We start from the raw sequence: 21156 nt of genomic DNA, 5'->3' as shown, positions 1-21156 counted from the left end.
TGCCGCATGCAACCGGCACAACAGACGCATCCTTACCGTGACGAAACCTGCTGCAGATCATATACTGTGTTTTTGTACAGTATACGATCTGCAGCATGTCCGCCCTTCCCGCCTATGCCGAACTGCAATGTGTGACCAATTTCAGCTTCCTGCGGGGCGCCTCGCATGCGGAAGAACTGGTGGCGCGCGCGGCGAGCCTGGGCTATGCGGCGCTGGCGATCACGGATGAATGCTCGCTTGCAGGGGTGGTGCGCGCGCATGTGGATGCCAAACAGGCCGGCCTGCCCCTGCTGATCGGCAGCCAGTTCCGGCTGGTGCGCGACGATGGCCGCCCTGCCTTTTCGCTGATCCTGCTTGCACAGAACCGCGAGGGCTACGGCAACTTGTGCGAACTGATCACCCTCGCCCGCATGCGCGCCGAAAAAGGCGCATACCACCTCATGCCGGAAGACCTGCACGCACCGGAACCCGCCCATGCTCATTTGCGCGGTATGCCACATTGCCTGGCGATCCTCGTGCCCGAACACGGCATCGATGCCGCCACGCTGGCGCCGCAGGCCGAATGGCTGCTGCGTACCTTCCCCGGCCGCGCATGGATCGCGATGACGCTGCTGCACCGCTCGGGCGACGACATGCACCGCACCGTCGTCGAACAGGTCGCGCAGGAACATGCCCTTCCCATCGTAGCGACCGGCGATGTCTGCATGCATGTGCGCTCGCGCAAGCCGCTGCAGGATACGCTGACCGCCATCCGGCTGGGCAAGCCGATTGCCGAATGCGGATTCGATCTCGCCCCCAATGCGGAACAGCACCTGCGCTCGCGGTTGCGCCTGGGGAACATCTATTCGCCGGCCGCACTGGCGGAAAGCGTGCGGATCGCAAGCCTGTGCACCTTCTCGCTGGACGAACTGCGCTACGAATACCCCGACGAGTTGGTGCCGCCGGGAGAAACGCCAGCCGGCTACCTGCGCAGGGAAACCTGGACCGGCGCGCATCGCCGTTATCCGAAAGGCATTCCGGCGAAGGTCCAGGAGCTGGTCGAGTACGAGCTCAAGCTGATTGCCGAAATGGCGTACGAACCCTACTTCCTCACTGTGTACGACATCGTGAGCTTCGCGCGCAGCCGGCACATCCTCTGCCAGGGGCGCGGCTCGGCGGCCAACTCCGCCGTCTGCTATTGCCTCGGCATCACCGAGGTCGATCCATCGCGCAGCCATTCCCTGTTCGAGCGCTTCATCTCGAAGGAGCGCAACGAGCCGCCCGACATCGACGTCGACTTCGAGCACCAGCGGCGCGAGGAAGTCATCCAGTACATCTACGGCAAGTACGGCCGCCTGCGCGCCGCGCTCACCGCGGTTGTCATCAGCTACAAGCCGCGCAGCGTGCTGCGCGACGTCGGCAAGGCGCTCGGGGTCGATCTCTTCATCGTCGACAGGATCGCCAAGTCGCATCGCTGGTGGGACGGCAAGACCGGCCTGTCGGAACGTTTCCAGGAATGCGGGATGGATCCCTCGTCTCCGATCGCGCAGCAGTGGTCGGACATCGCGGAAAAGCTGATGCGTTTTCCGCGCCACCTGTCGCAGCATCCCGGCGGCTTCGTCATTGCGCGCGGCAAGCTGTCGCGGCTGGTGCCGATCGAGAATGCCTCGATGCCCGACCGCAGCGTGGTGCAATGGGACAAGGACGACCTCGATGCGCTGGGCCTGCTGAAGGTCGACATCCTCGCGCTCGGCATGCTGTCCATGATCCGCCGCGCACTGGACATGATCAGCGAATGGCGCGACGAGCCGTTCTGCATGGAGGATATTCCGGCGGAAGATCCGGCCACCTACGCAATGATCCAGGAGGCCGATACCGTCGGCGTGTTCCAGATAGAAAGCCGCGCGCAGATGACGATGCTGCCGCGGCTGAAACCGAAGGAGTTCTACGACCTCGTGATCCAGGTGGCGATCGTGCGGCCGGGGCCGATCCAGGGGGGAATGGTGCATCCCTATCTGCGGCGCAGGCAGGGACTGGAACCCGTTACGTATCCGAAGGAGGAAATCCGCCCGGCCCTGGAGCGTACTTGCGGCGTGCCGCTGTTCCAGGAGCAGGTCATGCAGATTGCCATGGCGGCGGCCGACTTCACGCCCGGCGAGGCGGATCAGTTGCGTCGCTCGATGGCCGCCTGGCGGCGCAAGGGGGACCTCGGCAAGTTCCAGCAAAAGCTCAAGGACGGCATGCGGAAGAAAGGCTACGAAGAGGAGTTCATCACCGCCATCGTGCGCCAGATCGAAGGCTTTGCCGAGTATGGTTTTCCCGAGAGCCATGCCGCCAGTTTCGCTTTGCTTGCGTATGTGAGTTCCTGGATCAAGCGCCATGAACCGGCGGCCTTTCTTGCAGCCCTGCTGAACAGCCAGCCGATGGGTTTTTACGCGCCATCGCAGCTGGTGCAGGATGCGGTGCGGCATGGCGTTGAAGTGCGGCCGGTGGATGTGATGGCGAGCGAATGGGAGGCCAGGCTGGAACCGTCCATGGCGGGAACAGACGCCCTCCCAGCTGTCCGGCTCGGACTGAACATGATCCGCGGCCTTTCCCTCGAAGCCGCCTGCCGCATCGAAGAAGCCCGCGCCATCCGTCTGTTTGCCGACATGGCCGACCTCGCGCGCCGCGCGCAACTGACACGCCAAGACCTGGAATCGCTCGCGCATGCAAATGCCCTCGAGGGCCTCGCCGGCAACCGCCGCCAGGCGCTATGGCAGGCCGTCGTGAGCGAAGCCGGCAAGGACCTCCTGAAGAAAACCTCGGTGCAGGAAGAAGACGTACCCCTCCCCGGCCTCACCGAAGGCGAAAGCATCGTCGCCGATTACCGCGCGCTCGGCCTGACGCTGGGACGCCATCCGCTGGCGCTGCTGCGGCCCATCCTGTTGAAGAAACGCTTCCTGCCGGCCGAGGTGCTCAACACCTTCGCCGACCGCCAGCTTGCGCGCGCCTGCGGCATCGTCACCGTGCGTCAGCGCCCCTCCACCGCCAGCGGCACCGTGTTCGTCACCATAGAGGACGAGACCGGGCCGGTGAATGTGATCGTCTGGCCCGCACTCGTCGAAAGCCAGCGCAAGGAATTGCTCGCATCGCATTTGCTGGGCGTGTACGGCATATGGCAATGCGAGGGCAAGGTGCGTCACCTGGTGGCGAAACGGCTGGTGGACATGACGCACCTGCTCGGCAGCCTGCAGACGAAGAGCAGGGATTTCGCTTGAGGTACTGACAGGCGACTAGGCGGCAGCGAGGACGTGGCGCGCCACGTCGATCCAGACGCTGTCTCCGTTCTTCGGTTTCACCGGAAGGATAGTGTCGCGCGACAGTCCATTGACGTGCCGCGTGACGACATCCATCACCCAGCCGTGCGAGATGACGAGCACGCGCTCGCCGCGATGCTGCATGCCGATGTCGTCCATCGCGCCAAGCACACGGTCGGCGAATTCATCCATCGACTCGCCGTCGATAAAGCTGGCAGCGGGATTGCGGCGCAGGATCTGTTCGAGCAGTGCGGGATTGAGTTCGGCCAGTTCGTCCTTCGGGATGCCCTGGATGGCGCCAAAGTGTCTTTCCTTGAGACCTTCATGGCAGGACGGCGGCGGAAGACGGAGTGCGGCAGCGATGATCTCGGCCGTTTCGCGCGACCGCACGAGTGAGCTCGACCATACAGCGGAAAAACCCGCATCGGCAAACCTCGATGCCATCTCGTGCGCCTGCCGGCGTCCCAGGTCGTTGATGGGCACATCGAGCCATCCCTGCAGGATGCCACGCCTGTTCCAGTCGGTTTCTCCGTGTCGTGTCACGCAGAGATGCGCAGCTCTCGCGCGCGTCGATGGATTCAGTCGTGGAACGACGTGGTCGGCTGTTACGGCATGCATGGCGGCTACCTCCCTGAAAGACGAGCCCGCTCAATGTGATGCCGATTATGCTGGCACGAAAGTTCCCGCAAAGCAACGACCCAGGTCAACTTGTGCCGAAGCGGCAAAGCGGTACACTGAAAGCCGTTCTTTTCCCGAGCCGCCGCATGAAACCCGACACTGCCTCCGCGATCCATTTGCTGCACCGCACTTCCTTCGGCGCACTTGCCACCCAGGCATCACGCATGCCCGGCTATCCGTTCGCCACAGCCCTTCCCTTCGTCCTCGACGAGCGACATTGCCCGGTATTCCTCCTGAGCGGCCTCGCGGAGCACACGAAGAACTTGCTGGAAAATCCGAAAGCGAGCCTGCTCGTCACCGATCCGGACCAGCCCAAGGTCCTGGAATCGCCCCGCATGACGATCGTCGGCGACGTGCAGCGTTTCGACGCCACACTCATGTTGCAGGCGCGGTACGTGCGCTACCAGCCCGACGCGGCGCAGTACCTCGAACTCGGCGATTTCGCCTTCTTCCGGCTGGTGCCGAAGCGCGTCCGATACATTGGCGGGTTTGCGCAAATGGGATGGCTGGAAGAGGAAGAATGGGGGAAGGCCGAAGTGCTCGACCTGGAAGACGAAGTGGCCTTGCTGCAGGCGCAAGGCCAGGCAGGCACGAACGTGCTCGGACTCGATTGCTACGGCATCGATCTGCTGCGGAATGGGCATCGCGAACGCATTGCGTACCAGAGCGCGGTGCCGCCGGAAGTCATCCTGTCCGAAGCCAAACGGCTGCTGGGATAGTCGACAGGAGTCGTCAGAACGACGAGCCCGGCTCCTTGAGGAAAGCAATTTCCTCTGCGCTCGATTCACGCCCAAGAATGCGGTTGCGATGCGGGAAGCGGCCGAATCGCGCAATGACTTCGCGATGACGCACGGCGTAATCGAGGAAGCCCGCAAACACCTCCCTGCCCGCTTCACCCACACTGTCCATCAGCTCACGGAACAAGGCCACGGCCTGCTCCTGGTCGTCCATCGACTCCGAGTGTTCCAGCGGGAGATAGAAGAAGACGCGCTCGATCGGGCGAAGCGCGTGATGCGCATTATTGCGCAATCCTTCCTTGCACCATTCCCGCGCCATTGCATCGAAGGCAAATGCCTCCGGCGTGTTGCGGTACATGTTGCGCGGGAATTGGTCCGTGAGGATGAGCAGCGCAAGCCTGCCCTGAGCCGACTCGCTCCACGCATCGAGTTCGCGCTCTGCCGCCTTGCGCACCATGTGTTCGAAGCGCTCGCGAATCACGCCGTCGGTTTCGTCGCGCTTGATCCACCACAGCTTCGCACGCTCGGAAGCGACGGCTGCATCGTCCTTGCTTGTGCCGAACCAGAACTCCAGGACGGACGCCGGATTTTCCATCTTGCCGCTCATCGTTGCGTGGTTGCCAGTTTGAGCGCCAGCGCGGCGAACACGGTGCCGGCAACGCGGTTCATGATCTTTTCCGCCCGTGCGGACTGCCCCAACTTGCGGCCTATCGTCCCCGCAAGCAGTGCGATGCCGCCGAACACGAGCAGCGTCGCCAGGATAAACAGCCCGCCGAGCAGCATCATTTGCCCCGTCAGCGATCCCCGCGCAGGCTCCGCGAATTGCGGCAGGAAGGCAAGGAAGAAGATCGACACCTTGGGATTGGTAATGTTCATGATGATGCCGCGCCGGTACAGCTCCCAGCCGCTAGCGCCGCTGCCCTCGCCGAGATGAATGCCTGCTGTCGGCGCACGGAAAGCCTGCCACGCGAGATAAAGCAGGTAGGCCGCGCCCGCGAACTTCAGCACGGTGAACGCAATGGCCGAGGTCTGGAAGATGGCGGCAACGCCGAACGAGACGGCGAGCGTGTGGACGATCAGGCCTGTGCAAAGCCCCAGCGTGACGAAGAGTCCCGCGAGACGGCCGCGCAAGGCGGACTGTGTCAGGACAAAGATGTTGTCGGGGCCGGGCGAAATACCGAGCAGGACCGAGGTGGTAAAGAATGCGAGGGCGATGTCGAGGGGGATCATATCCGGCGTGCGTTCTCAGGCGAAAAACCAGATTATGCCTTTGAATCCTGGACCGCGTTTCGCCGGCCGTCCCTACAAATGGCTGTAGAAAACCGGCGCGTTCTGCCAGTTATCGTGCAAGCCGTCGACATAGGTAATCGGCACCCTTGACAGCTCCTCTTCCGACACGCCTTCCAGGCACATGACATTGACGCCGACCATCTTTCCGATCGGCGTTTCGTTCCCGATGCCAAACGCGCGGACTCCGCAGTGCTTGCAGAAATAATGGTGGTTCTTGCGGGTATTGAACACGTATTTCGTCAGGTCGGTCTCGCCAGTCAACAGGCGAAATCCATCCGCCTTGGCAATCGCCGGCCAGAAACGCGTACGCCTGCAGATCGAGCAGTTGCAGCGGTAGGTACTCTGGGTGAGGTCGAGTTCGGCGTCGAAGGTAACGGCGCCGCAGTGACAGCTGCCATGGTAGGTTTTCATCATGATCTAGTTCCTCCCCTCGTTACAGCGCAAGCATGACCAGCGTCAGAAGATGTCGATGACGAATTCCGATGAACAATATCACAAGCGACCAACGTGGTCTGGCGTGGGAAGGACAACCGCAATAGCCGTCGCCCCTCCTGCAGCCCATTCTCAATACGTATAAAACCCCCTCTTCGCCTTCCTCCCCAAATACCCCGCATCCACCATCTCCCGCAACAGCGGCGCGGGCCGGTACTTCGGATCATTGAACTCCCTGTACAGCACCTCCATCACCGCCAGGCAGGTATCCAGCCCGATGAGATCCGCCAGCGCCAACGGCCCAATCGGATGATTGGCCCCGAGCTGCATGCCCGAGTCGATCTCCTCCGCCTTGGCCAGTCCCTCCTGCAGCACGAAGGCCGCTTCGTTGATCATTGGCACGAGGACGCGGTTGACGACGAAACCGGGGGAATTTTTCACTGCAATCGGCGTCTTGCCCACGCGCCGCGCCAGGGCTTCGGTCGCTGCGTACGTCTCGTCGCTGGTCTGGATGCCGCGAATCACTTCCACCAGCGCCATCACCGGCACCGGATTGAAGAAGTGCATGCCGACGAACTGCTGCGGACGTGACACGGTCGCCGCCAGACGTGTAATGGAAATCGACGAGGTATTGGTTGCGATGATCGCGCCCGGCTTTGCGAGGGCGTCGATGTCCTTCAGGATGTTTTTCTTGAGTTCGAGGTTTTCGGTGGCGGCTTCGACGATGAAGTCCGATTGCGCGAGTGCGCCGAGATCCGTCGTCCCGTGGATGCGGTCGATGATGGGCTGCTTGTCGGCCGCAAGCAGCTTGTCCTTCTTGATCAGCCGGTCGAGGTTGGCCGACACCGTGTCGATGCCGCGTTGTACGGCGGCGGCGTTGATGTCGCACATGACCACCTTGATGCCTGCCGTTGCGCAAACCTGTGCAATGCCGTTGCCCATCTGGCCAGCGCCGATGATGCCCAAAGTCTGAATGTTCATGGCTTTCCTTTGCTCGCGAGAAAAAATCCGCGGTGCAGCTCTGCCCGCTTGTCCATAGATGCAGCGGCACAAAAAAGAATCCCGGATGGGCCTGGGAAGATCCATCCGGGAAAAGCCGGCACTGAGGACCGGATGCTCATGGAAAAGCGGGAATCAGAACTCCATCTTTGCGGTCAGCTTCAGCGTGCGCGGGAGACCCACGCCGAGCAGGCCGTTGCCCGCGGTCGACCAGTAGTCCTTGTCGGTGACGTTGTCCACGACGGCCTGGAAGGTGCTGCGCTTGCCGGCCACCTTCGTCGTGTAGCGCGCACCGAGCGAAGCAGTAGCGTAGCTGTCGATGAAGGCCTGGTTGGCGTTGTCGACGGCGCGCTTGCCGACGTAGTACAGCCCGCCGCTCAGGGCCAGGCCGGGCACGTCCTGCAGGCGATATTCCGCGAAAAGGCTGGCGGTACGCTCAGGCGTGTTCTCCGGCACCTTGCCGAAGGTCGATGCGCTGGCGGCGTTCAGCTGCTTCGCATTCATGAAGACCGTCGAGGCGATGAGGGAAAGCTGCTTGGTCACTTCGACGCTGGCGGCCAGCTCGACGCCCTTGTAGTGCGCCAGGCCGTTCATCATGAAGACGTTGCCGGTCGTCGTGGTGGACGGGCGCTTGATGTCGAAGTACGCGGCTTGCAGCAGCAAAGATCGCTAAGAATTCGGACTGCGGCACGAAGCTGCGTTGGCTGGCTGGCAGCGCGGGAAGCGTCGAGTGGCTGGCGAGGTGTCTCGGATTTGACCTCCTGATCACGCACGCGCGTTACCGGAAATCAACATTGGGCGCATATTAATACGAATAATTCTCATTTACAACTGGAATCCATTGCATTCTTGAGCTGGATCGTCAATAATGCAAATACGAATTGTTCTCATTTACACTTTGGATACAAAGTGATGAGAACAGCCCTGCATCCCCAGCCAGCCATCCGCGAGCCTCGCGCTCGACGGTAGCCAGCCACGAAAAACAGTCCAAGGAACGTGACATGGCTACCCATGGATGTGCATCCGCACAGACAGAACTGAATCGCGCGCGTATTGGCGCCGCCAAGGCAGCATGACGGCCGCTGCCATGCGCCCCGCCCCGTCCGCGCTTGCTGCCCACATTTGGCAGCCGTTGCGTCGCATCGGCCCGCTGGGCGCGATCATCCTGCTGCACGTCGCTTTTTTCTATGCGCTGCAAAGCGGCCTGCTGCGCAAGGCGGCCGAAGCCTTGCCGCGTGAAGTCACGGTGAGATTCATCACCCCGCAACCGCAGGTCAAACCCGAGCCGCCGAAGCCCCAACCCGCGCCGGAAAAGCCGAAAACCGTCCCCGTCGTCAAAAAGCAGGTGGCGCCGCGTCCGCCCGTACCCGTCGTCAATACGACACCCTCGCAGAACGCTATTACCGCACCGCCCGCTCCTCCTGCCCCGCCCGCTCCGGCAGAACCCGCACCGCCGGTCGTTTCCGCCCCGCCGGCACCGGCCGCCCCGGCGCTTCCGAAGACCGTGACCTCGGGCATTGAATACCTGAGAGCCCCGCAACCCGACTATCCGCCGGTCTCCCGCCGCATGGGCGAGGAAGGCAAGGCCGTGCTGCGCGTGCTGGTCAATGACAAGGGCCGCCCGGAGCGCGTCGACGTGCAGCAGAGCTCCGGTTCCGCGCGGCTGGATGAAGCGGCGCGCCAGGCTGTCCTGCGCGCGATGTTCAAACCTTTCATGGAAGACGGCAAACCGGTTCCCGCGTATGCCATCGTCCCGATCCGATTCCAACTGGATAACTAACTTAGGACTCATCATGCAATCAAGCCCGTACGGACTCGAAACCCTGTGGACCCAAGGCGACTTCGTCACCAAGGGCGTTGCCTTCCTGCTGATCGCGATGTCGATCGCTTCCTGGTACGTGATCGTCACCAAGGCGCTGCAACTGTGGCGCTACGGCCGCGCCGGCAAGGCAGCGGGACATGAATTCTGGGATACCACCAGCGTGAACGAAGGCCTTACCGCACTTGGCAAGGACAATCCCTTCGCCGAGATCGCCAACGCCGGCGTCGTGGCCATGCGCCACCATAACGCCCACAAGGGCCACCTGCACGACCAGCTTTCCGTCAGCGACTGGGTCACGCTGTCGCTGCGCCAGGCCATCGACGAAGCCGCCGGCAAGCTGCAGACCGGCATGGCAGTGCTGGCCTCGGTCGGCTCGAGCGCACCGTTCGTCGGCCTGTTCGGCACGGTATGGGGCATCTATCACGCGCTGGTATCCATCGGCACGGCAGGCCAGGCCAGCATCGACAAGGTCGCCGGTCCGGTCGGCGAAGCACTGATCATGACGGCGCTCGGCCTTGCCGTCGCCATCCCCGCTACCTTCGGCTACAACGCCCTGGTGCGCGGCAACAAGGCGATCATCGCCAAGATGAACAAGTTTGGCTTCGACCTCCACGCCCTCTTCGTCACCGGCGCCCGCGCCGAGCAGACCGAAGGCGCGAAGCTGGTCGCCGTCAGCAAGTAAGGAGCGCATCATGGCAATGGGCTCCCTGTCCGATTCCGAAGACGATTTCAATCCCGAGATCAACACCACGCCGCTGGTCGACGTGATGCTGGTGCTGCTGATCATCTTCATCATCACCGTGCCGGTGATGAACCACAACGTGAAGCTGGACCTGCCGCGCGCGACCAGCCAGCCGAACGAGACCAAGCCGGAAAACATCAACCTCTCGATCGACGCGCAGGGCAAGGTGTTCTGGAACAACGAGGTGATCGATGACGGCGAACTGAAGAACCGTATCGCCGCCGCGGCGCAGAAGGAACCGCAGCCGGAGCTGCACCTGCACGCGGAACGCACGACGCAGTATGAAAAGATCGCGCAAGTGATGTCGGCTGCGCAATCGGGTGGACTTGGCAAAATTGGATTCGTGACTGATCCGCAGGGCAAGTAACGATTGCTCGCGGGCAGGAACGATTGATTCTTGACCTTCAACACCCCGTCATTCTCGCGAAGGCGGGAATCCATACTGAGGTTGCTTCGGCGACCTGCCTATGGATTCCCGCCTTCGCGGGAATGACGGGGGAAGAAAGCGGGGAAGTGAAACAGCCTGTCCCGCCCGCGGCCATGCTGTAGCTCACGAGGATACCGTTTGCACTAAAAGATTTTCCCTTTAATCGCCAGCCAGGCCCCGTCCCAGCCAGCCTCTTCACCTAAAACCAAAACATGAACATGAAGAAGACCAAGCTGGCGCTCCTGGTGGCGCTCGCTCTACAACATCTCGCCGCTCCCGCATTCGCACAAACCAAGGCGGCTGACGCAGACCTCCCCGAAGTAAAGGTCAAGAGCAGCCGCGAGGTGCCGCAGACCTTCAACCCGCCGACGGCGTCCAGTGCCACCAAGATCGAAGCGCCGCTGCGCGACATCCCTCAGACCGTGAACGTGGTGCCGCAAACCCTGCTGCGCGACCAGGGCGCGAACTCCATGCAGGACGTGATGAAGATGGTGCCGGGCATCGGCCTGTCGCACGGCGATGGCCAGCGCGACCAGGTGACCATCCGCGGCTTCACCGCGATTGCCGACCAGTTCATCGACGGACTGCGCGACGACGCCATGTATTTCCGCGACCTGTCGAATACCGAACAGGTGGAAGTGATCAAGGGACCGGCATCGGTGCTTTACGGCCGCGGCTCCTCGGGCGGCCTCATCAACCGCATCACGAAAAAGCCCGGCATCGACAAGAATGAAGTTGGCCTCACTGTCGGCAGCTGGGGCCAGCGTCGCGGCGAATTCGATGTCGCACGCAACCTCGAGGACAGCGGCGTGGCCTTCCGCGTTACCGGCGCCATCGAGCGCGCGGACAGCTATCGCGACCAGCAATTCCTCGAGCGCGAAGCCATTTCCCCTTCCCTGTCCTTCAAGCTGACCAACCAGACCAAACTGCTGCTGCAGGCAGAGTACCTGAAAGACCGCCGCGTCACCGATTTCGGCATCCCCGCCTACCGCGGCACCCCGGTCGGCGTTCCGTCGAACACCTACTATGGCGCGGCCAATGCGAAGGCCAACGATTATTCGCAATCCGACGTGAACGCCTTCGGTTTCACGCTTGATCACAAGTTCAGCGACACGCTGTCCCTCCGTAATGCCTTCCGCCGCTATACGTATTCGCTCGACCGCAACAACACGCTGGTCGGCGCGGTCAATGAAGCCGCGCTCACCGCATCGCTCAACCGCAGCAATGTGCAGCGCGACGAAGACGGCTTCTTCAACCAGACCGAACTGGTGCAGAAGGCGAATATCGCCGGCATGGCGCACCAGATTCTGTACGGCGTGGAATTCGGCAAGCAGGACAAGGACCAGTTCTTCCGTACGCAGAACAACATCGCCACCGTGTCCCTGTTCAACCCCGTCAACCCCGTGCTGCCGTTCACGGTGACCGCCGCGCCCTCGACCGACAACTTCGGCATCCTGAAGACTGCCGGCGCGTACGTGCAGGACCTGGTGACGCTGTCGGACAAGTGGAAGGCGCTGGTCGGCGTCCGCTACGACAACTTCGAACAGGAAACGCAGGAACGCCGCGTCGGCCAGCCGAACCTGAGCCGCACCGATACCGCCTGGAGCCCGCGCGCCGGTCTTGTGTACCAGCCGACGCTCGCGCAGTCGTACTACGCATCGTTCAGCAAGTCCTTCCAGCCCTCCGGGGAAGCGTTCCCGCTGGCAGCCAACAACGCCCAGATCGCACCGGAAGAAACCACCAACAAGGAGGTTGGCGCGAAATTCGACTTCCTCGACGGCAAGGCATCCGCCACCGCTTCGCTGTTCCGTCTGGAGCGCACCAATATCAAGTCGACCGATCCGGTGACCAACCGCCTGATCCCGATCGGCACGCAGCGCACGGACGGCCTCGAGCTGACCTTCACCGGCGACCTCTCCCAGGGCTGGCAGGTCTGGACTGGATATTCCTACCTTGACGCCAAGGTCACGTCCTCGATCGCCCGCGACGCCGGCCAGCCGGTGCAGGGCAAGCGCGCCACGCTGACGCCCAAGCACGCGGCCAACCTGTGGGTGACGAAGGCGCTGGGCGGCGGCTTCGGCGCCGGCGCCGGCGTCAACTATGTCGCCGACCGCTTCGCCAATCCGGGCAACACCGTCACCCTGCCCGCTTACACCACCGTGGATGCCATGGCCTATTACCGTATGGGCAGCCTCGACCTGACGCTGAATGTGATGAACATTTTCGACCGCGAGTACATCGTTTCGGGCCATGGCACCTCGCCCAACCTGAACCTGCCGGGCTCGCCGCGTGCCGTGCAGCTGACTGCACGCTACAAGTTCTGAACATAACAAGGAAAACCGATGAAAAAACTGACCATCGCACTCGCAGCCCTGCTGGCATGCGGCGCCGCGCAGGCCCATTACCTCTGGATCGAATCCGGCGAAGGCGGCGCCAAGCTGTATTTCGGCGAAGCAGAAGTCATGCTCAAAGAAAAGAGCCCGGGCAAGCTCGACAACATCAAGGGCCCGCAGGCATTCACCGCTGACGGCGGTAGCAAGGCCGCTGCAGCCCTCACCCGTACAGCGGACCATATCGCGATCGGCGGCAAGGCCGGGACCGTTCTTGTTGCGGAAGAGTCGCTGGAGGTGCGTGATCTGAGCAAGAACAACCTTGGCATCGCCAAGCCCAACTACTACGCGCGCACCGGCCAGGCGGCCAGCACGACGGCCACCCTGCCTCTTGACGTGCAGGCGCAGGGACCGAATGCCTTTGCCATCCTGTACCGCGGCCAGCCGCTCAAGGATGCGAAGCTTGAGGTGATTGCACCCAACACCTGGATGCAGGAACACACGACCGATGCGAACGGTATCGTGCAGATCAACACGCCGTGGCGCGGGCAGTACGTGCTGCATGTGCTGCACGTGGACAAGACGCCCGGCGAGTTCGGCGGCAAGAAGTACGACAACATCCGCAGCCACTTCACCTATACCTTCGTGAAGACCGACGGCACCGATCCGGGCCCGGCCGTTCCACCGAAGCATCCGATGGAGTAAGCGATGAAGGCCGATACGTACAGCCGCACCCTCGATACGACAGCCACGGCGCCGCAGGGAGTGCAGCCTGCGGTGCGCAAGCGCAGCAGGCGCGCCATTTTCCTGACCTGGCTGCGCAAGACGCACCTTTATGTCGGTTTGTGGGGCGCTGTACTCGGCCTGCTGTTCGGCGTGACCGGATTCCTGCTGAATCACCGGGCAATCATGAAGATTCCGGTCGAGAAAACGGTGCAGAACACTGTCCAGGTCAACCTTCCGGAACGCGGCTTCGCGAAGCCGGAAGAATTGTCCGCCTGGCTGCAGCAGGAACTGAACTTCATTCCTGCTTCGCCGGCCGTCATCAAGACCCAGCCGCCCAAGACCGTCGTATGGGCCGACCGCGAGGTCCGTCAACCGGAACGATGGAGCGTCACCCTCACCCGTCCGGAGCGGGGGGTGACCGCGGAATATTTCGTCGGCAACCGCTTCGTGAAACTCGACCAGGTCGATGCGACGCCGATCGGCACGCTGACACGCCTGCACATGTCGATCGGGGTCAATGCGTTCTGGGTGCTGCTGTCGGATACGATTGCCGGCGGCATGATCCTGCTGTCGATCACCGGCCTGCTGCTCTGGACACAACTGCACACCGTCCGCACCATCGCAGTCATGACCAGCGTTGGCGCCCTCATCGGCGCGCTCTGCTTCATGTGGTCCGTCTGATCCAGCGCCGGGCCGTTTCGCCCGGCGCCCCCACTCGCAATCGCCCTTCCCGAATCTGGAAAAACTTGTTCCAGATCATTCCCTCTCTGTCTTTGCGGCATCCACACTAACACTATGCATCGTCCGGAGGCAGCCATGCAGTCGGACACCTGGCAAGAGACGCGCATGGCGTGCCGCAACCGGCACCATTGCCCGCATTCGCTTATCTGCATCGTCAGAAAGGATGTGCATCATGCGTCTCTCCAACATGAAAATCTGGGTGCAGCTCCTGCTCACCATCGGGGCCGCTCTCCTTGTCGTCTGGACGGCCGTCATCGTCTGGCAAAACCATGTGTACCGCGGAACGGCCATCCAGCAGGCGCGCGGCTTTTCCGTCAGCATGCATGAGGCGACGATGGCCGGGCTCACAGGCATGATGGTGACCGGCACCGTCAAGCAGCGCGACGTCTTCCTCGACCAGGTCAAGCAGCTCAATACCGTGCGCGACGTCCGCGTGATCCGTGCCGACAGCGTCAGCAGGATTTTCGGGCAGGCGCCGGGGCAGCAGGTGCCTGACTCGCTCGAGCAGAAGGTCCTGCAGAACGGCAAGGAAATCGTCCAGGTGGAATCCGACGGCAAGGGCGAATACCTGCGGGCGGTGCGCCCCGCCCTCGCCAGGAAGAACTATCTCGGCAAGGATTGCGTGGCATGCCACCAGGTGTCGGAAAACACCGTGCTTGGCGTCGTCAGCATGAAAATTTCGCTGGACGACGTCAATGCCATCGTCGCGGAGCAGCGCTGGAAATCCATCCTCGCCGCGATCATCACGTGCATCCCGGTGCTGATGGTCATCTACCCGTTCATCCGCAAAGTCGTTACGCAGCCCCTGGAAGATGGCGTCAGGATCGCGCGCGGGATTGCCGAAGGCGACCTGACCCAGGACATCGACGTCAGGACTACCAATGAAACCGGACGGCTGCTCCAGGCGCTCAAGGACATGAACGACAGCCTGGTCAGGATCGTGACGCATGTGCGCGAAGGCACTGACGCCATCTTCGTCGCATCGGATGAAATCGCCACCGGCAACCGGGACCTGGCTGTCCGCACCGAGTCGCAGGCCAGCTCGCTGGAGGAAACGGCCTCGTCCATGGAAGAACTGACCACCACGGTCAAGCAGAATGCCGATAATGCCCTGCATGCGAACCGGACCGCCATGAGCGCCTCGGAAGTCGCCCTCAAGGGAGGGGAAGTCGTTGCACAGGTTGTGCAGACAATGGATGCCATCAACGATGCCTCACGCAGGATTGTCGACATCATCAGCGTGATCGACGGCATTGCCTTCCAGACCAACATCCTCGCGCTGAATGCTGCGGTGGAAGCGGCCCGCGCGGGCGAACAGGGACGCGGCTTCGCTGTGGTTGCCGCCGAAGTGCGCAGCCTCGCGCAACGATCCGCTGCGGCGGCCAAGGAAGTGAAAGCCCTGATCGACGACTCGGTCGACAAGGTGAATGCCGGCACGAAGCTCGTTCATGACGCCGGCGCTACCATGTCGGCCATCGTTGACAGCATCCGGCAGGTGACGAATGTCATGGGCGAAATCGCGGACGCAAGCGGTGACCAGACTTCCGGCATCGAGCAGGTCAACCGCGCGGTCATGGAGATCGACGATGTCACACAGCAGAACGCGGCCCTGGTGGAAAAAGCGGCAGCAGCGGCACAAGCGCTGCAAGACCGCGCAAGCCACCTGGAACAGATCGTCGGCGCTTTCAAGCTGAAGGGCGGCCTGTCCGGAGAGGCGGTGCATGCCGGTGCGCCGGAGGGCACACTCTCCCTGGCATCGTTCCGGCGTCCTGCCCCGCAGCTGCGCATCGTGCAAGGCAAACCGGCCGCCGACGCCGCTTAGGCGGCGCAGGCAGTTACGGACGCACGCGAGGCACGAGGAATACTGACGGCTCCTCGATCCGGATGCCGGGATCGTCGAGCGAGGCAAGCGCGAAGCGGATAGGGTTCGTCCCGATGTTGCCGCTGCCCGGCGCAACACGCACGCGAACAGGGACGGAACGCGTGCTGACCGCGGCAACGCGGATTTCGTCATCGGACACGAGCTGGAGGGAATCCATGCCCGATACGGTGAGGCGGAAGCCGCGGGCATGCTCGTCGGTATTCATGACCTGCAGGAGGTAGACGTTCTCGATCGCGCCACCTTCCACTTCCCTGCCCATGGCGCTGCGATCGAGAATGACGTCGACTTTTACCGGCGTGCGCGTTGCCAGCGTTCCGAAGTACACCGCCGCCGCGCTTCCCAGGATGCAGGCGTAGGCCAGCACGCGCGGACGGGCGATGCGGCGGCGGACCTCCCGCAATGACAGTCCGAAGCGCATGGCGTTCTCGGTCGCATAGCGAATCAGGCCGCGCGGCGCCCCAACCTTGTCCATCACGCCGTCGCAGGCGTCCACGCAGGCGGCGCAGTCGATGCACTCGAACTGCAGGCCGTCGCGGATATCGATCCCCGCCGGACAGACCTGCACGCACAACGTGCAGTCGATGCAATCGCCAAGCTTCGGCCCGGCGCCCGCGCGCCATGTGCGCCTCGCCCCGCGCGGCTCGCCCCGGCTCTCGTCATAGGTGATAAGCAGCGTATCGCGATCGAACATCACGCTCTGGAAGCGCGCATAGGCGCACAGATACTGGCAGATCTGCTCGCGCATCCACCCGGCATTCATGTATGCGAAGCCGCTGTAGAAAAGCATCCAGAACGCCTGCCACGGCCCGAGGCCGGCGCTTGCGATCTCCTGCAGCAAGGTGCGCATCGGCGTGAAGTAGGCCACCAGCGTGATACCTGTCCACAGGGCAACGACGATCCATGCCGCATGCTTGGCGGCCTTGCGCACGAACTTGCCGGGTGAAAGCGGCTGCTTGTCGAGCCGGATGCGCGCGCTGCGGTTGCCCTCGATCTTGTGCTCGATCCACATGAAGATCTCGGTGTACACGGTGTGCGGGCAAGCAAGGCTGCACCACACCCGGCCCGCGATGGCGCTCAGCAAAAACAGCAGGCAGGCGCAGATCATCAGCATGCCCGCCAGGTAGATGAAGTCCTGCGGCCACAGCACGATGCCGAAGAGATAGAACTTGCGCGCCGCCAAATCGAACAGCACGGCCGGTCGACCGTTCCACGTCAACCAGGGCAAACCGTAGTAGACGATCTGCGTCAGCCAGACGCACAGCCAGCGCCAGCGCGTGAACCGGCCGCTCACCTCCCGCACGTAAATCTTCTTGCGCGGGGCATACATGTGGACGACGGAGGACGAGCGTTCTGGTTGCATCTGCTTGGGGCCGCCGTGGAAGACCACGGCAGGTACGTCTACTCGCCGAGAGGGTGCGCGCCGCGATCGCGGACCATGCGCAGGTGCGACAGCACGGCAGCCCGTTCCTCGGGTGTCTCGGGAAGCGTGTCCGGCAAGTGGCGAACGGAATGGCGGATGCGGCGCAGGCGCAGCCCTTCCGCGCGCTGCCAGCGAAGCACACGGTCCAGCACGACGTGGGTGCGCTTGACGCCGCGCTGCGCGGTCAGGTCGAGACGCTGTGCCGCCAGCATCACCTTGTCGAGGCTGCGGACAATGCTCTTCACGTACCACGCCCAGATCCGGTCCGCGATGATGATGGCCGTGAGGTTGACGATACCGGTGCCAATCAGGATTTTCGCGCCGTCGATGAAAAAATCGCGCAGCATGTTGTCGTCGGGCGAAAAATGGATGCGATAGGTGTTGCGTTCAATGATCTCGTTCAACGAGGCATACAGCCCCCAGATGGCAAGCGCCGTCAGTGTGCACTCGAGGACGACCAGCGCAACCAGCAGCCACTTCTGCATGATGTGGTCGACATAGAAGGTCCGGCGGCGGTCATCGGCTGAAATCGGAATCATATGTCGTGGCACTCGTAACAGAGCTTGGAATGTTCAACGGTGACCACCAGCTTGCCGTGGTCTTTCTGGTAGGCCTGGTGGCAGGACACGCAGCTGACCAGGCCGCCCGGCAGCAGGATTTTCTTCTCGACCGTCTTGCGCGGACGATAGCCCCCGAAGGTGGAGGCCTTCTGGTAATCGACACCCACCGGATGATTGATCTGGCCGCCGGCGTGACGGGCGATGCTGTTGCGGTCGACCTTGGTATTGAGGCGCGGGTCGCCGTTGTTGCCGTGGCATTCCATGCACTGCCGCGTGTACACGTCCATTGACGGGGCACTGACGTCGCTCGCCCGCGCCAGATGGCCGACCATCAGGGAGGCGCCGCCGTCGCGCATCTTGCGGAAAAATGCCGTGTCGTGGCAGGAAAAGCACAGTTCCTTGCCGGCCTTGGTGCCGCGCATGAGGCCAGGCGATTTCCCATGGACATCATGGCAAGTGCTGCACGTGAGATCCCCCTTCCAGTCGAGCGGGTAGCCGTCGGGAATTTTCGCCTTGGGTGCGAATCCGCTGGGATGACTGACCTTGATCGCCGCCGGATGGCACTTGCCGCACAGGGCCTCCTGGCTGCCGAGCAGCATGCCTGCCTGCTGCGGCGTGACGTCCCGACCGCCAAGATGGCAGGCGGCGCAATCTTCTTTTTGAAGGTGTGTCTGTCCCGTGCCGGTCAGGGAAGCGTGCAGCAGCGAACCTGCCGCAAGCATGGCCAGCGCGAGCAGCGCAATGAATTTAAAGGCGTACCTGGTCATCAAGCGCCTTGAGCCGTGCGACGGCATCCGTGTACGCAGTGGCGTCGCCCTGCTCGAACGCCGCGAGTGCCTCTTCCGCCACCTGCTCCACCGTTGCATAGTGGTCGCGCAGCGAGGAAACCGCCATCATAATATTGGCTGACTGGTCCCGCAGCGCATCACCCTTGCGCAGTTCGATCAGCCGGGAAAAATCGCTGGTGCCGGCGAGCTTGAGGTTCTGCGTGAATCGATACAAAGGACCGACGATACGGAAGCTGCTGTACAGCGTGATCAGCCAGGTAATGACGCCCGCGATCGCCACCAGCATCAACCCGATGGTGAGCATGACCTTGCCGAGGTTGTCGTTCGTCATGCTGTTGCTGCGGATGATCGCCGAATAGGTCTCGTCCGTCGGACCGGAGATGAGCAACAGCGAGATCAGCAGGGACAGCACGGCTACGGTGCCGACGCCCAGGCTGATCTTTGCCACCAGCTTGAGGTGGAAAAAAATCAGAGGTTCATTACGCATTGCGGACTCCTCCCTGTCGTCCACACTCTTGCTCGTTGCTGCCCTGTGTGCGCCTTGCGCACCCGGTCTTATCCGTTGTGTGCTTTGACCGCCGCCAGCCGCTCGCGCATGGCCGGCGTGATCACCACATTCTTTTTTGTATCGATCAGCATCACTTCCTTCAGGCCAAGCCGGTCGGCCATCGCCTGCCAATTTTCCGGCCCGACGACGAACAGCGGTTTGGTATAGCCGTCCGAGCGCGTCCCCGCATCCTTGCCGCCGGAGGTGATGATGGTGACTGCGGCGACATGATCGACCGTCTGCCCGGTGCGCGGATCGATGATGTGCGCGTGGCGCTTGCCGTCCTTCATGAAGTAGCGCTGGTAATCACCGCTGGTGCCGACCGCTTCGCCGTCGCGCAGCTCGATGGTAGCGATCATGCCCGAGCCGCGCGGGTCCTGGATGCCGACCGTCCACAGCCGGTTGCCCGGCTGCCCGATCGCCAGCAGGTTGCCGCCGACATTGATCAACGCAGCCTTCACGCCTTCCGCGCGCAGGATCTGCGCGGCGCGGTCCAGCGCATAGCCCTTGGCATAACCGCCTAGGTCGAGCATGACGAGCGGATTGCGACTGGAAATCTTCGTGCCCTCGAAGACGAGGTCGGACATGCGCGGCTTTGCATCCACCAGGCGCTGGATCTCTTCCTTCGGCGGTCCCTGCGGACGGATGTCGCTGGTCTGGAATCCCCACAGCCGGATCAGGCGTCCGACCGCGGGATTGAAGGTGTGGTCGGACTCTTCCGCGAGTTTCGTCGCCGCCTTCAGCAGATCCACCATTTCGGCGTCGGCCTGGTAGGACTCGCCTTTGGCGATGGCGTCATTGAGCGCGGTAAGCTCGCTCGGCTTCCATGCATGGAACTTCTTGTGCAGGCGGCCGAACTCTTCCATCACGCGCTCGCCAAGCTGGTTCGCGCGCGCCTCGGATTCCCCGTAGATGCTGACATCGACCACCGTGCCGAATACTTCCCCCTTGGTACGGTAGGTCGTCTCGTTACGGCTGCATGCGACAAGCAGGAGCAACAACGAGAATGCCAGCAGGGAACGAAACGCGCGCATGGAAGACATCAGCTGTTGGCGACCTTCAGATCGGCGCTGCCGTCACGCATGGCCCGGCTCATCTCATGCACCGCTTCCACCAGCACGGAAACCGATTCCGGCGGCGTGAATTGCGAAATGCCATGACCGAGGTTGAACACGTGGCCGTGGCCCGCGGACGGCTTGCCGTACGAGTCCAGCAGCTTGGCCACTTCATCGCGGATCTGCTCCGGTCCGGCAAACAGCACGTTCGGGTCCAGGTTGCCCTGCAAGGCCACCTTGTGGCCCACGCGCTCGCGCGCCTGGCCCAGGTTGACCGTCCAGTCCAGGCCCACCGCATCGGCGCCGATGTCGGCAATCTCTTCCAGCCACAGGCCGCCGCCCTTGGTGAACACGATGGCCGGGATCTTCACGCCGTCGTGCTCGCGCTTGAGCTGCGATACCACGTCACGCATGTAGGCCAGCGAGAAACGCTGGTACACGCCGTCGGCCAGGGCGCCACCCCAGGAATCGAAAATCATCACGGCCTGCGCGCCGGCATCGATCTGCGCGTTCAGGTAGGCCGCGACCGCCGCCGCATTGGTGCGCAGGATGTGGTGCATCAGGTCCGGGCGGTTGTACAGCATCGTCTTGACCTTGCGGTAGTCGTCCGAGCCGCCGCCTTCGACCATGTAGCAGGCCAGCGTCCAGGGGCTGCCGGAGAAACCGATCAGCGGCACGCGGCCGTTCAGTTCGGTGCGGATC

At 62.7% G+C, this 21156-nt stretch carries 21 protein-coding genes; 9 read left to right on the top strand and 12 right to left on the bottom strand.

Annotation, left to right across the window (positions count from 1 at the left end; genetic code table 11):
* Positions 1 to 95 precede the first annotated feature (95 nt).
* Entirely contained in the window at positions 96 to 3239 is a 3144-nt protein-coding gene (locus ACNOHI_RS03525) for an error-prone DNA polymerase (protein WP_420473268.1), read from the top strand.
* 15 nt (positions 3240 to 3254) lie between these two features.
* Here ACNOHI_RS03525 and ACNOHI_RS03520 read toward each other — a convergent pair whose 3' ends face one another.
* Positions 3255 to 3896 (bottom strand): histidine phosphatase family protein, encoded by a 642-nt coding sequence (locus tag ACNOHI_RS03520; RefSeq protein WP_420473267.1) that lies wholly within the window; start codon positions 3894 to 3896, stop codon positions 3255 to 3257.
* Positions 3897 to 4042: 146 nt separating this feature from the next.
* On the opposite strand from ACNOHI_RS03520, the gene ACNOHI_RS03515 reads away from it, so the two are divergent.
* Positions 4043 to 4675 (top strand): HugZ family protein, encoded by a 633-nt coding sequence (locus tag ACNOHI_RS03515; protein ID WP_420473266.1) that lies wholly within the window; start codon positions 4043 to 4045, stop codon positions 4673 to 4675.
* A 13-nt stretch (positions 4676 to 4688) separates the two neighbouring features.
* On the opposite strand, the gene ACNOHI_RS03510 is transcribed toward ACNOHI_RS03515, so the two are convergent.
* The 5 genes from ACNOHI_RS03510 to ACNOHI_RS03490 form a co-directional block, all read right to left on the bottom strand.
* Complete coding sequence (locus ACNOHI_RS03510; protein WP_420473265.1) at positions 4689 to 5288, bottom strand: DUF924 family protein; 600 nt, start codon at positions 5286 to 5288, stop codon at positions 4689 to 4691.
* Between the two features lie 8 nt (positions 5289 to 5296).
* Positions 5297 to 5923: a LysE family translocator gene (locus ACNOHI_RS03505; RefSeq protein ID WP_420473264.1), complete on the bottom strand. Its 627-nt coding sequence runs from the start codon at positions 5921 to 5923 to the stop codon at positions 5297 to 5299.
* A gap of 72 nt (positions 5924 to 5995) precedes the next feature.
* Positions 5996 to 6397, bottom strand: coding sequence for a GFA family protein (locus ACNOHI_RS03500; protein ID WP_420473263.1), 402 nt, complete (start codon positions 6395 to 6397; stop codon positions 5996 to 5998).
* A 150-nt stretch (positions 6398 to 6547) separates the two neighbouring features.
* A complete protein-coding gene (locus ACNOHI_RS03495; RefSeq protein ID WP_420473262.1) occupies positions 6548 to 7396 on the bottom strand; it encodes a 3-hydroxybutyryl-CoA dehydrogenase in 849 nt (282 codons plus the stop codon).
* A 153-nt stretch (positions 7397 to 7549) separates the two neighbouring features.
* Positions 7550 to 8077 (bottom strand): TonB-dependent receptor domain-containing protein, encoded by a 528-nt coding sequence (locus tag ACNOHI_RS03490; protein ID WP_420473261.1) that lies wholly within the window; start codon positions 8075 to 8077, stop codon positions 7550 to 7552.
* A gap of 409 nt (positions 8078 to 8486) precedes the next feature.
* On the opposite strand from ACNOHI_RS03490, the gene ACNOHI_RS03485 reads away from it, so the two are divergent.
* From ACNOHI_RS03485 to ACNOHI_RS03455, 7 genes are all read left to right on the top strand, one after another.
* Complete coding sequence (locus ACNOHI_RS03485) at positions 8487 to 9194, top strand: energy transducer TonB (protein ID WP_420473260.1); 708 nt, start codon at positions 8487 to 8489, stop codon at positions 9192 to 9194.
* Positions 9195 to 9207: 13 nt separating this feature from the next.
* Complete coding sequence (locus ACNOHI_RS03480; protein ID WP_420473259.1) at positions 9208 to 9918, top strand: MotA/TolQ/ExbB proton channel family protein; 711 nt, start codon at positions 9208 to 9210, stop codon at positions 9916 to 9918.
* Positions 9919 to 9928: 10 nt separating this feature from the next.
* A complete protein-coding gene (locus ACNOHI_RS03475) occupies positions 9929 to 10345 on the top strand; it encodes an ExbD/TolR family protein (RefSeq protein ID WP_420473258.1) in 417 nt (138 codons plus the stop codon).
* A 272-nt stretch (positions 10346 to 10617) separates the two neighbouring features.
* Positions 10618 to 12729, top strand: coding sequence for a TonB-dependent receptor (locus ACNOHI_RS03470; RefSeq protein WP_420473257.1), 2112 nt, complete (start codon positions 10618 to 10620; stop codon positions 12727 to 12729).
* 18 nt (positions 12730 to 12747) lie between these two features.
* Entirely contained in the window at positions 12748 to 13440 is a 693-nt protein-coding gene (locus ACNOHI_RS03465) for a DUF4198 domain-containing protein (protein WP_420473256.1), read from the top strand.
* Between the two features lie 3 nt (positions 13441 to 13443).
* The gene (locus tag ACNOHI_RS03460) at positions 13444 to 14142 is read left to right on the top strand and encodes a PepSY-associated TM helix domain-containing protein (protein ID WP_420473255.1); all 699 of its coding nucleotides are present in this window, start codon (positions 13444 to 13446) and stop codon (positions 14140 to 14142) included.
* A gap of 232 nt (positions 14143 to 14374) precedes the next feature.
* Positions 14375 to 16024 carry a methyl-accepting chemotaxis protein gene (locus ACNOHI_RS03455; protein ID WP_420473254.1) on the top strand — a complete coding sequence of 550 codons (1650 nt, stop codon included), beginning with the start codon at positions 14375 to 14377 and terminating at the stop codon, positions 16022 to 16024.
* 13 nt (positions 16025 to 16037) lie between these two features.
* Here ACNOHI_RS03455 and ccoG read toward each other — a convergent pair whose 3' ends face one another.
* The 6 genes from ccoG to ACNOHI_RS03425 all read right to left on the bottom strand — a co-directional run.
* Positions 16038 to 17444 (bottom strand): cytochrome c oxidase accessory protein CcoG, encoded by a 1407-nt coding sequence (gene ccoG, locus ACNOHI_RS03450; protein WP_420473253.1) that lies wholly within the window; start codon positions 17442 to 17444, stop codon positions 16038 to 16040.
* A 38-nt stretch (positions 17445 to 17482) separates the two neighbouring features.
* Entirely contained in the window at positions 17483 to 18043 is a 561-nt protein-coding gene (locus ACNOHI_RS03445) for a hypothetical protein (RefSeq protein WP_420473252.1), read from the bottom strand.
* Positions 18040 to 18831, bottom strand: coding sequence for a cytochrome c3 family protein (locus ACNOHI_RS03440; protein WP_420473251.1), 792 nt, complete (start codon positions 18829 to 18831; stop codon positions 18040 to 18042). Before ACNOHI_RS03440 ends, ACNOHI_RS03445 begins: the two co-directional genes overlap by 4 nt.
* On the bottom strand, positions 18812 to 19339 hold the full coding sequence (locus ACNOHI_RS03435) for a hypothetical protein (RefSeq protein WP_420473250.1): 528 nt from the start codon (positions 19337 to 19339) through the stop codon (positions 18812 to 18814). The genes ACNOHI_RS03440 and ACNOHI_RS03435 overlap by 20 nt, the downstream gene beginning before the upstream one ends.
* Before the next feature lie 68 nt (positions 19340 to 19407).
* On the bottom strand, positions 19408 to 20433 hold the full coding sequence (locus ACNOHI_RS03430) for an FAD:protein FMN transferase (protein ID WP_420473249.1): 1026 nt from the start codon (positions 20431 to 20433) through the stop codon (positions 19408 to 19410).
* An 8-nt stretch (positions 20434 to 20441) separates the two neighbouring features.
* Positions 20442 to 21156, bottom strand: a 715-nt coding sequence (locus ACNOHI_RS03425; protein WP_420473248.1) for a uroporphyrinogen decarboxylase family protein, incomplete at its 5' end; no start/stop codon positions are given.

Origin of the sequence: Noviherbaspirillum sp. ST9 (assembly GCF_048799745.1) — a bacterium.
Taxonomy (GTDB): Bacteria; Pseudomonadota; Gammaproteobacteria; order Burkholderiales; family Burkholderiaceae_D; genus Noviherbaspirillum.
The sequence above is the reverse complement of the archived record's forward strand: the minus strand, read 5'-3'. Positions and strand labels throughout refer to the sequence as shown.

What these genes read in the sequence shown, in the direction of transcription:
- ACNOHI_RS03525 (WP_420473268.1), top strand. Translation starts at nt 96, where the DNA reads ATGTCCGCCCTTCCCGCCTATGCCGAACTGCAATGTGTGACCAATTTC.
- ACNOHI_RS03520 (WP_420473267.1), bottom strand. Translation starts at nt 3,896, where the DNA reads ATGCATGCCGTAACAGCCGACCACGTCGTTCCACGACTGAATCCATCG.
- ACNOHI_RS03515 (WP_420473266.1), top strand. Translation starts at nt 4,043, where the DNA reads ATGAAACCCGACACTGCCTCCGCGATCCATTTGCTGCACCGCACTTCC.
- ACNOHI_RS03510 (WP_420473265.1), bottom strand. Translation starts at nt 5,288, where the DNA reads ATGGAAAATCCGGCGTCCGTCCTGGAGTTCTGGTTCGGCACAAGCAAG.
- ACNOHI_RS03505 (WP_420473264.1), bottom strand. Translation starts at nt 5,923, where the DNA reads ATGATCCCCCTCGACATCGCCCTCGCATTCTTTACCACCTCGGTCCTG.
- ACNOHI_RS03500 (WP_420473263.1), bottom strand. Translation starts at nt 6,397, where the DNA reads ATGATGAAAACCTACCATGGCAGCTGTCACTGCGGCGCCGTTACCTTC.
- ACNOHI_RS03495 (WP_420473262.1), bottom strand. Translation starts at nt 7,396, where the DNA reads ATGAACATTCAGACTTTGGGCATCATCGGCGCTGGCCAGATGGGCAAC.
- ACNOHI_RS03485 (WP_420473260.1), top strand. Translation starts at nt 8,487, where the DNA reads ATGACGGCCGCTGCCATGCGCCCCGCCCCGTCCGCGCTTGCTGCCCAC.
- ACNOHI_RS03480 (WP_420473259.1), top strand. Translation starts at nt 9,208, where the DNA reads ATGCAATCAAGCCCGTACGGACTCGAAACCCTGTGGACCCAAGGCGAC.
- ACNOHI_RS03475 (WP_420473258.1), top strand. Translation starts at nt 9,929, where the DNA reads ATGGCAATGGGCTCCCTGTCCGATTCCGAAGACGATTTCAATCCCGAG.
- ACNOHI_RS03470 (WP_420473257.1), top strand. Translation starts at nt 10,618, where the DNA reads ATGAACATGAAGAAGACCAAGCTGGCGCTCCTGGTGGCGCTCGCTCTA.
- ACNOHI_RS03465 (WP_420473256.1), top strand. Translation starts at nt 12,748, where the DNA reads ATGAAAAAACTGACCATCGCACTCGCAGCCCTGCTGGCATGCGGCGCC.
- ACNOHI_RS03460 (WP_420473255.1), top strand. Translation starts at nt 13,444, where the DNA reads ATGAAGGCCGATACGTACAGCCGCACCCTCGATACGACAGCCACGGCG.
- ACNOHI_RS03455 (WP_420473254.1), top strand. Translation starts at nt 14,375, where the DNA reads ATGCGTCTCTCCAACATGAAAATCTGGGTGCAGCTCCTGCTCACCATC.
- ccoG (WP_420473253.1), bottom strand. Translation starts at nt 17,444, where the DNA reads ATGCAACCAGAACGCTCGTCCTCCGTCGTCCACATGTATGCCCCGCGC.
- ACNOHI_RS03445 (WP_420473252.1), bottom strand. Translation starts at nt 18,043, where the DNA reads ATGATTCCGATTTCAGCCGATGACCGCCGCCGGACCTTCTATGTCGAC.
- ACNOHI_RS03440 (WP_420473251.1), bottom strand. Translation starts at nt 18,831, where the DNA reads ATGACCAGGTACGCCTTTAAATTCATTGCGCTGCTCGCGCTGGCCATG.
- ACNOHI_RS03435 (WP_420473250.1), bottom strand. Translation starts at nt 19,339, where the DNA reads ATGCGTAATGAACCTCTGATTTTTTTCCACCTCAAGCTGGTGGCAAAG.
- ACNOHI_RS03430 (WP_420473249.1), bottom strand. Translation starts at nt 20,433, where the DNA reads ATGCGCGCGTTTCGTTCCCTGCTGGCATTCTCGTTGTTGCTCCTGCTT.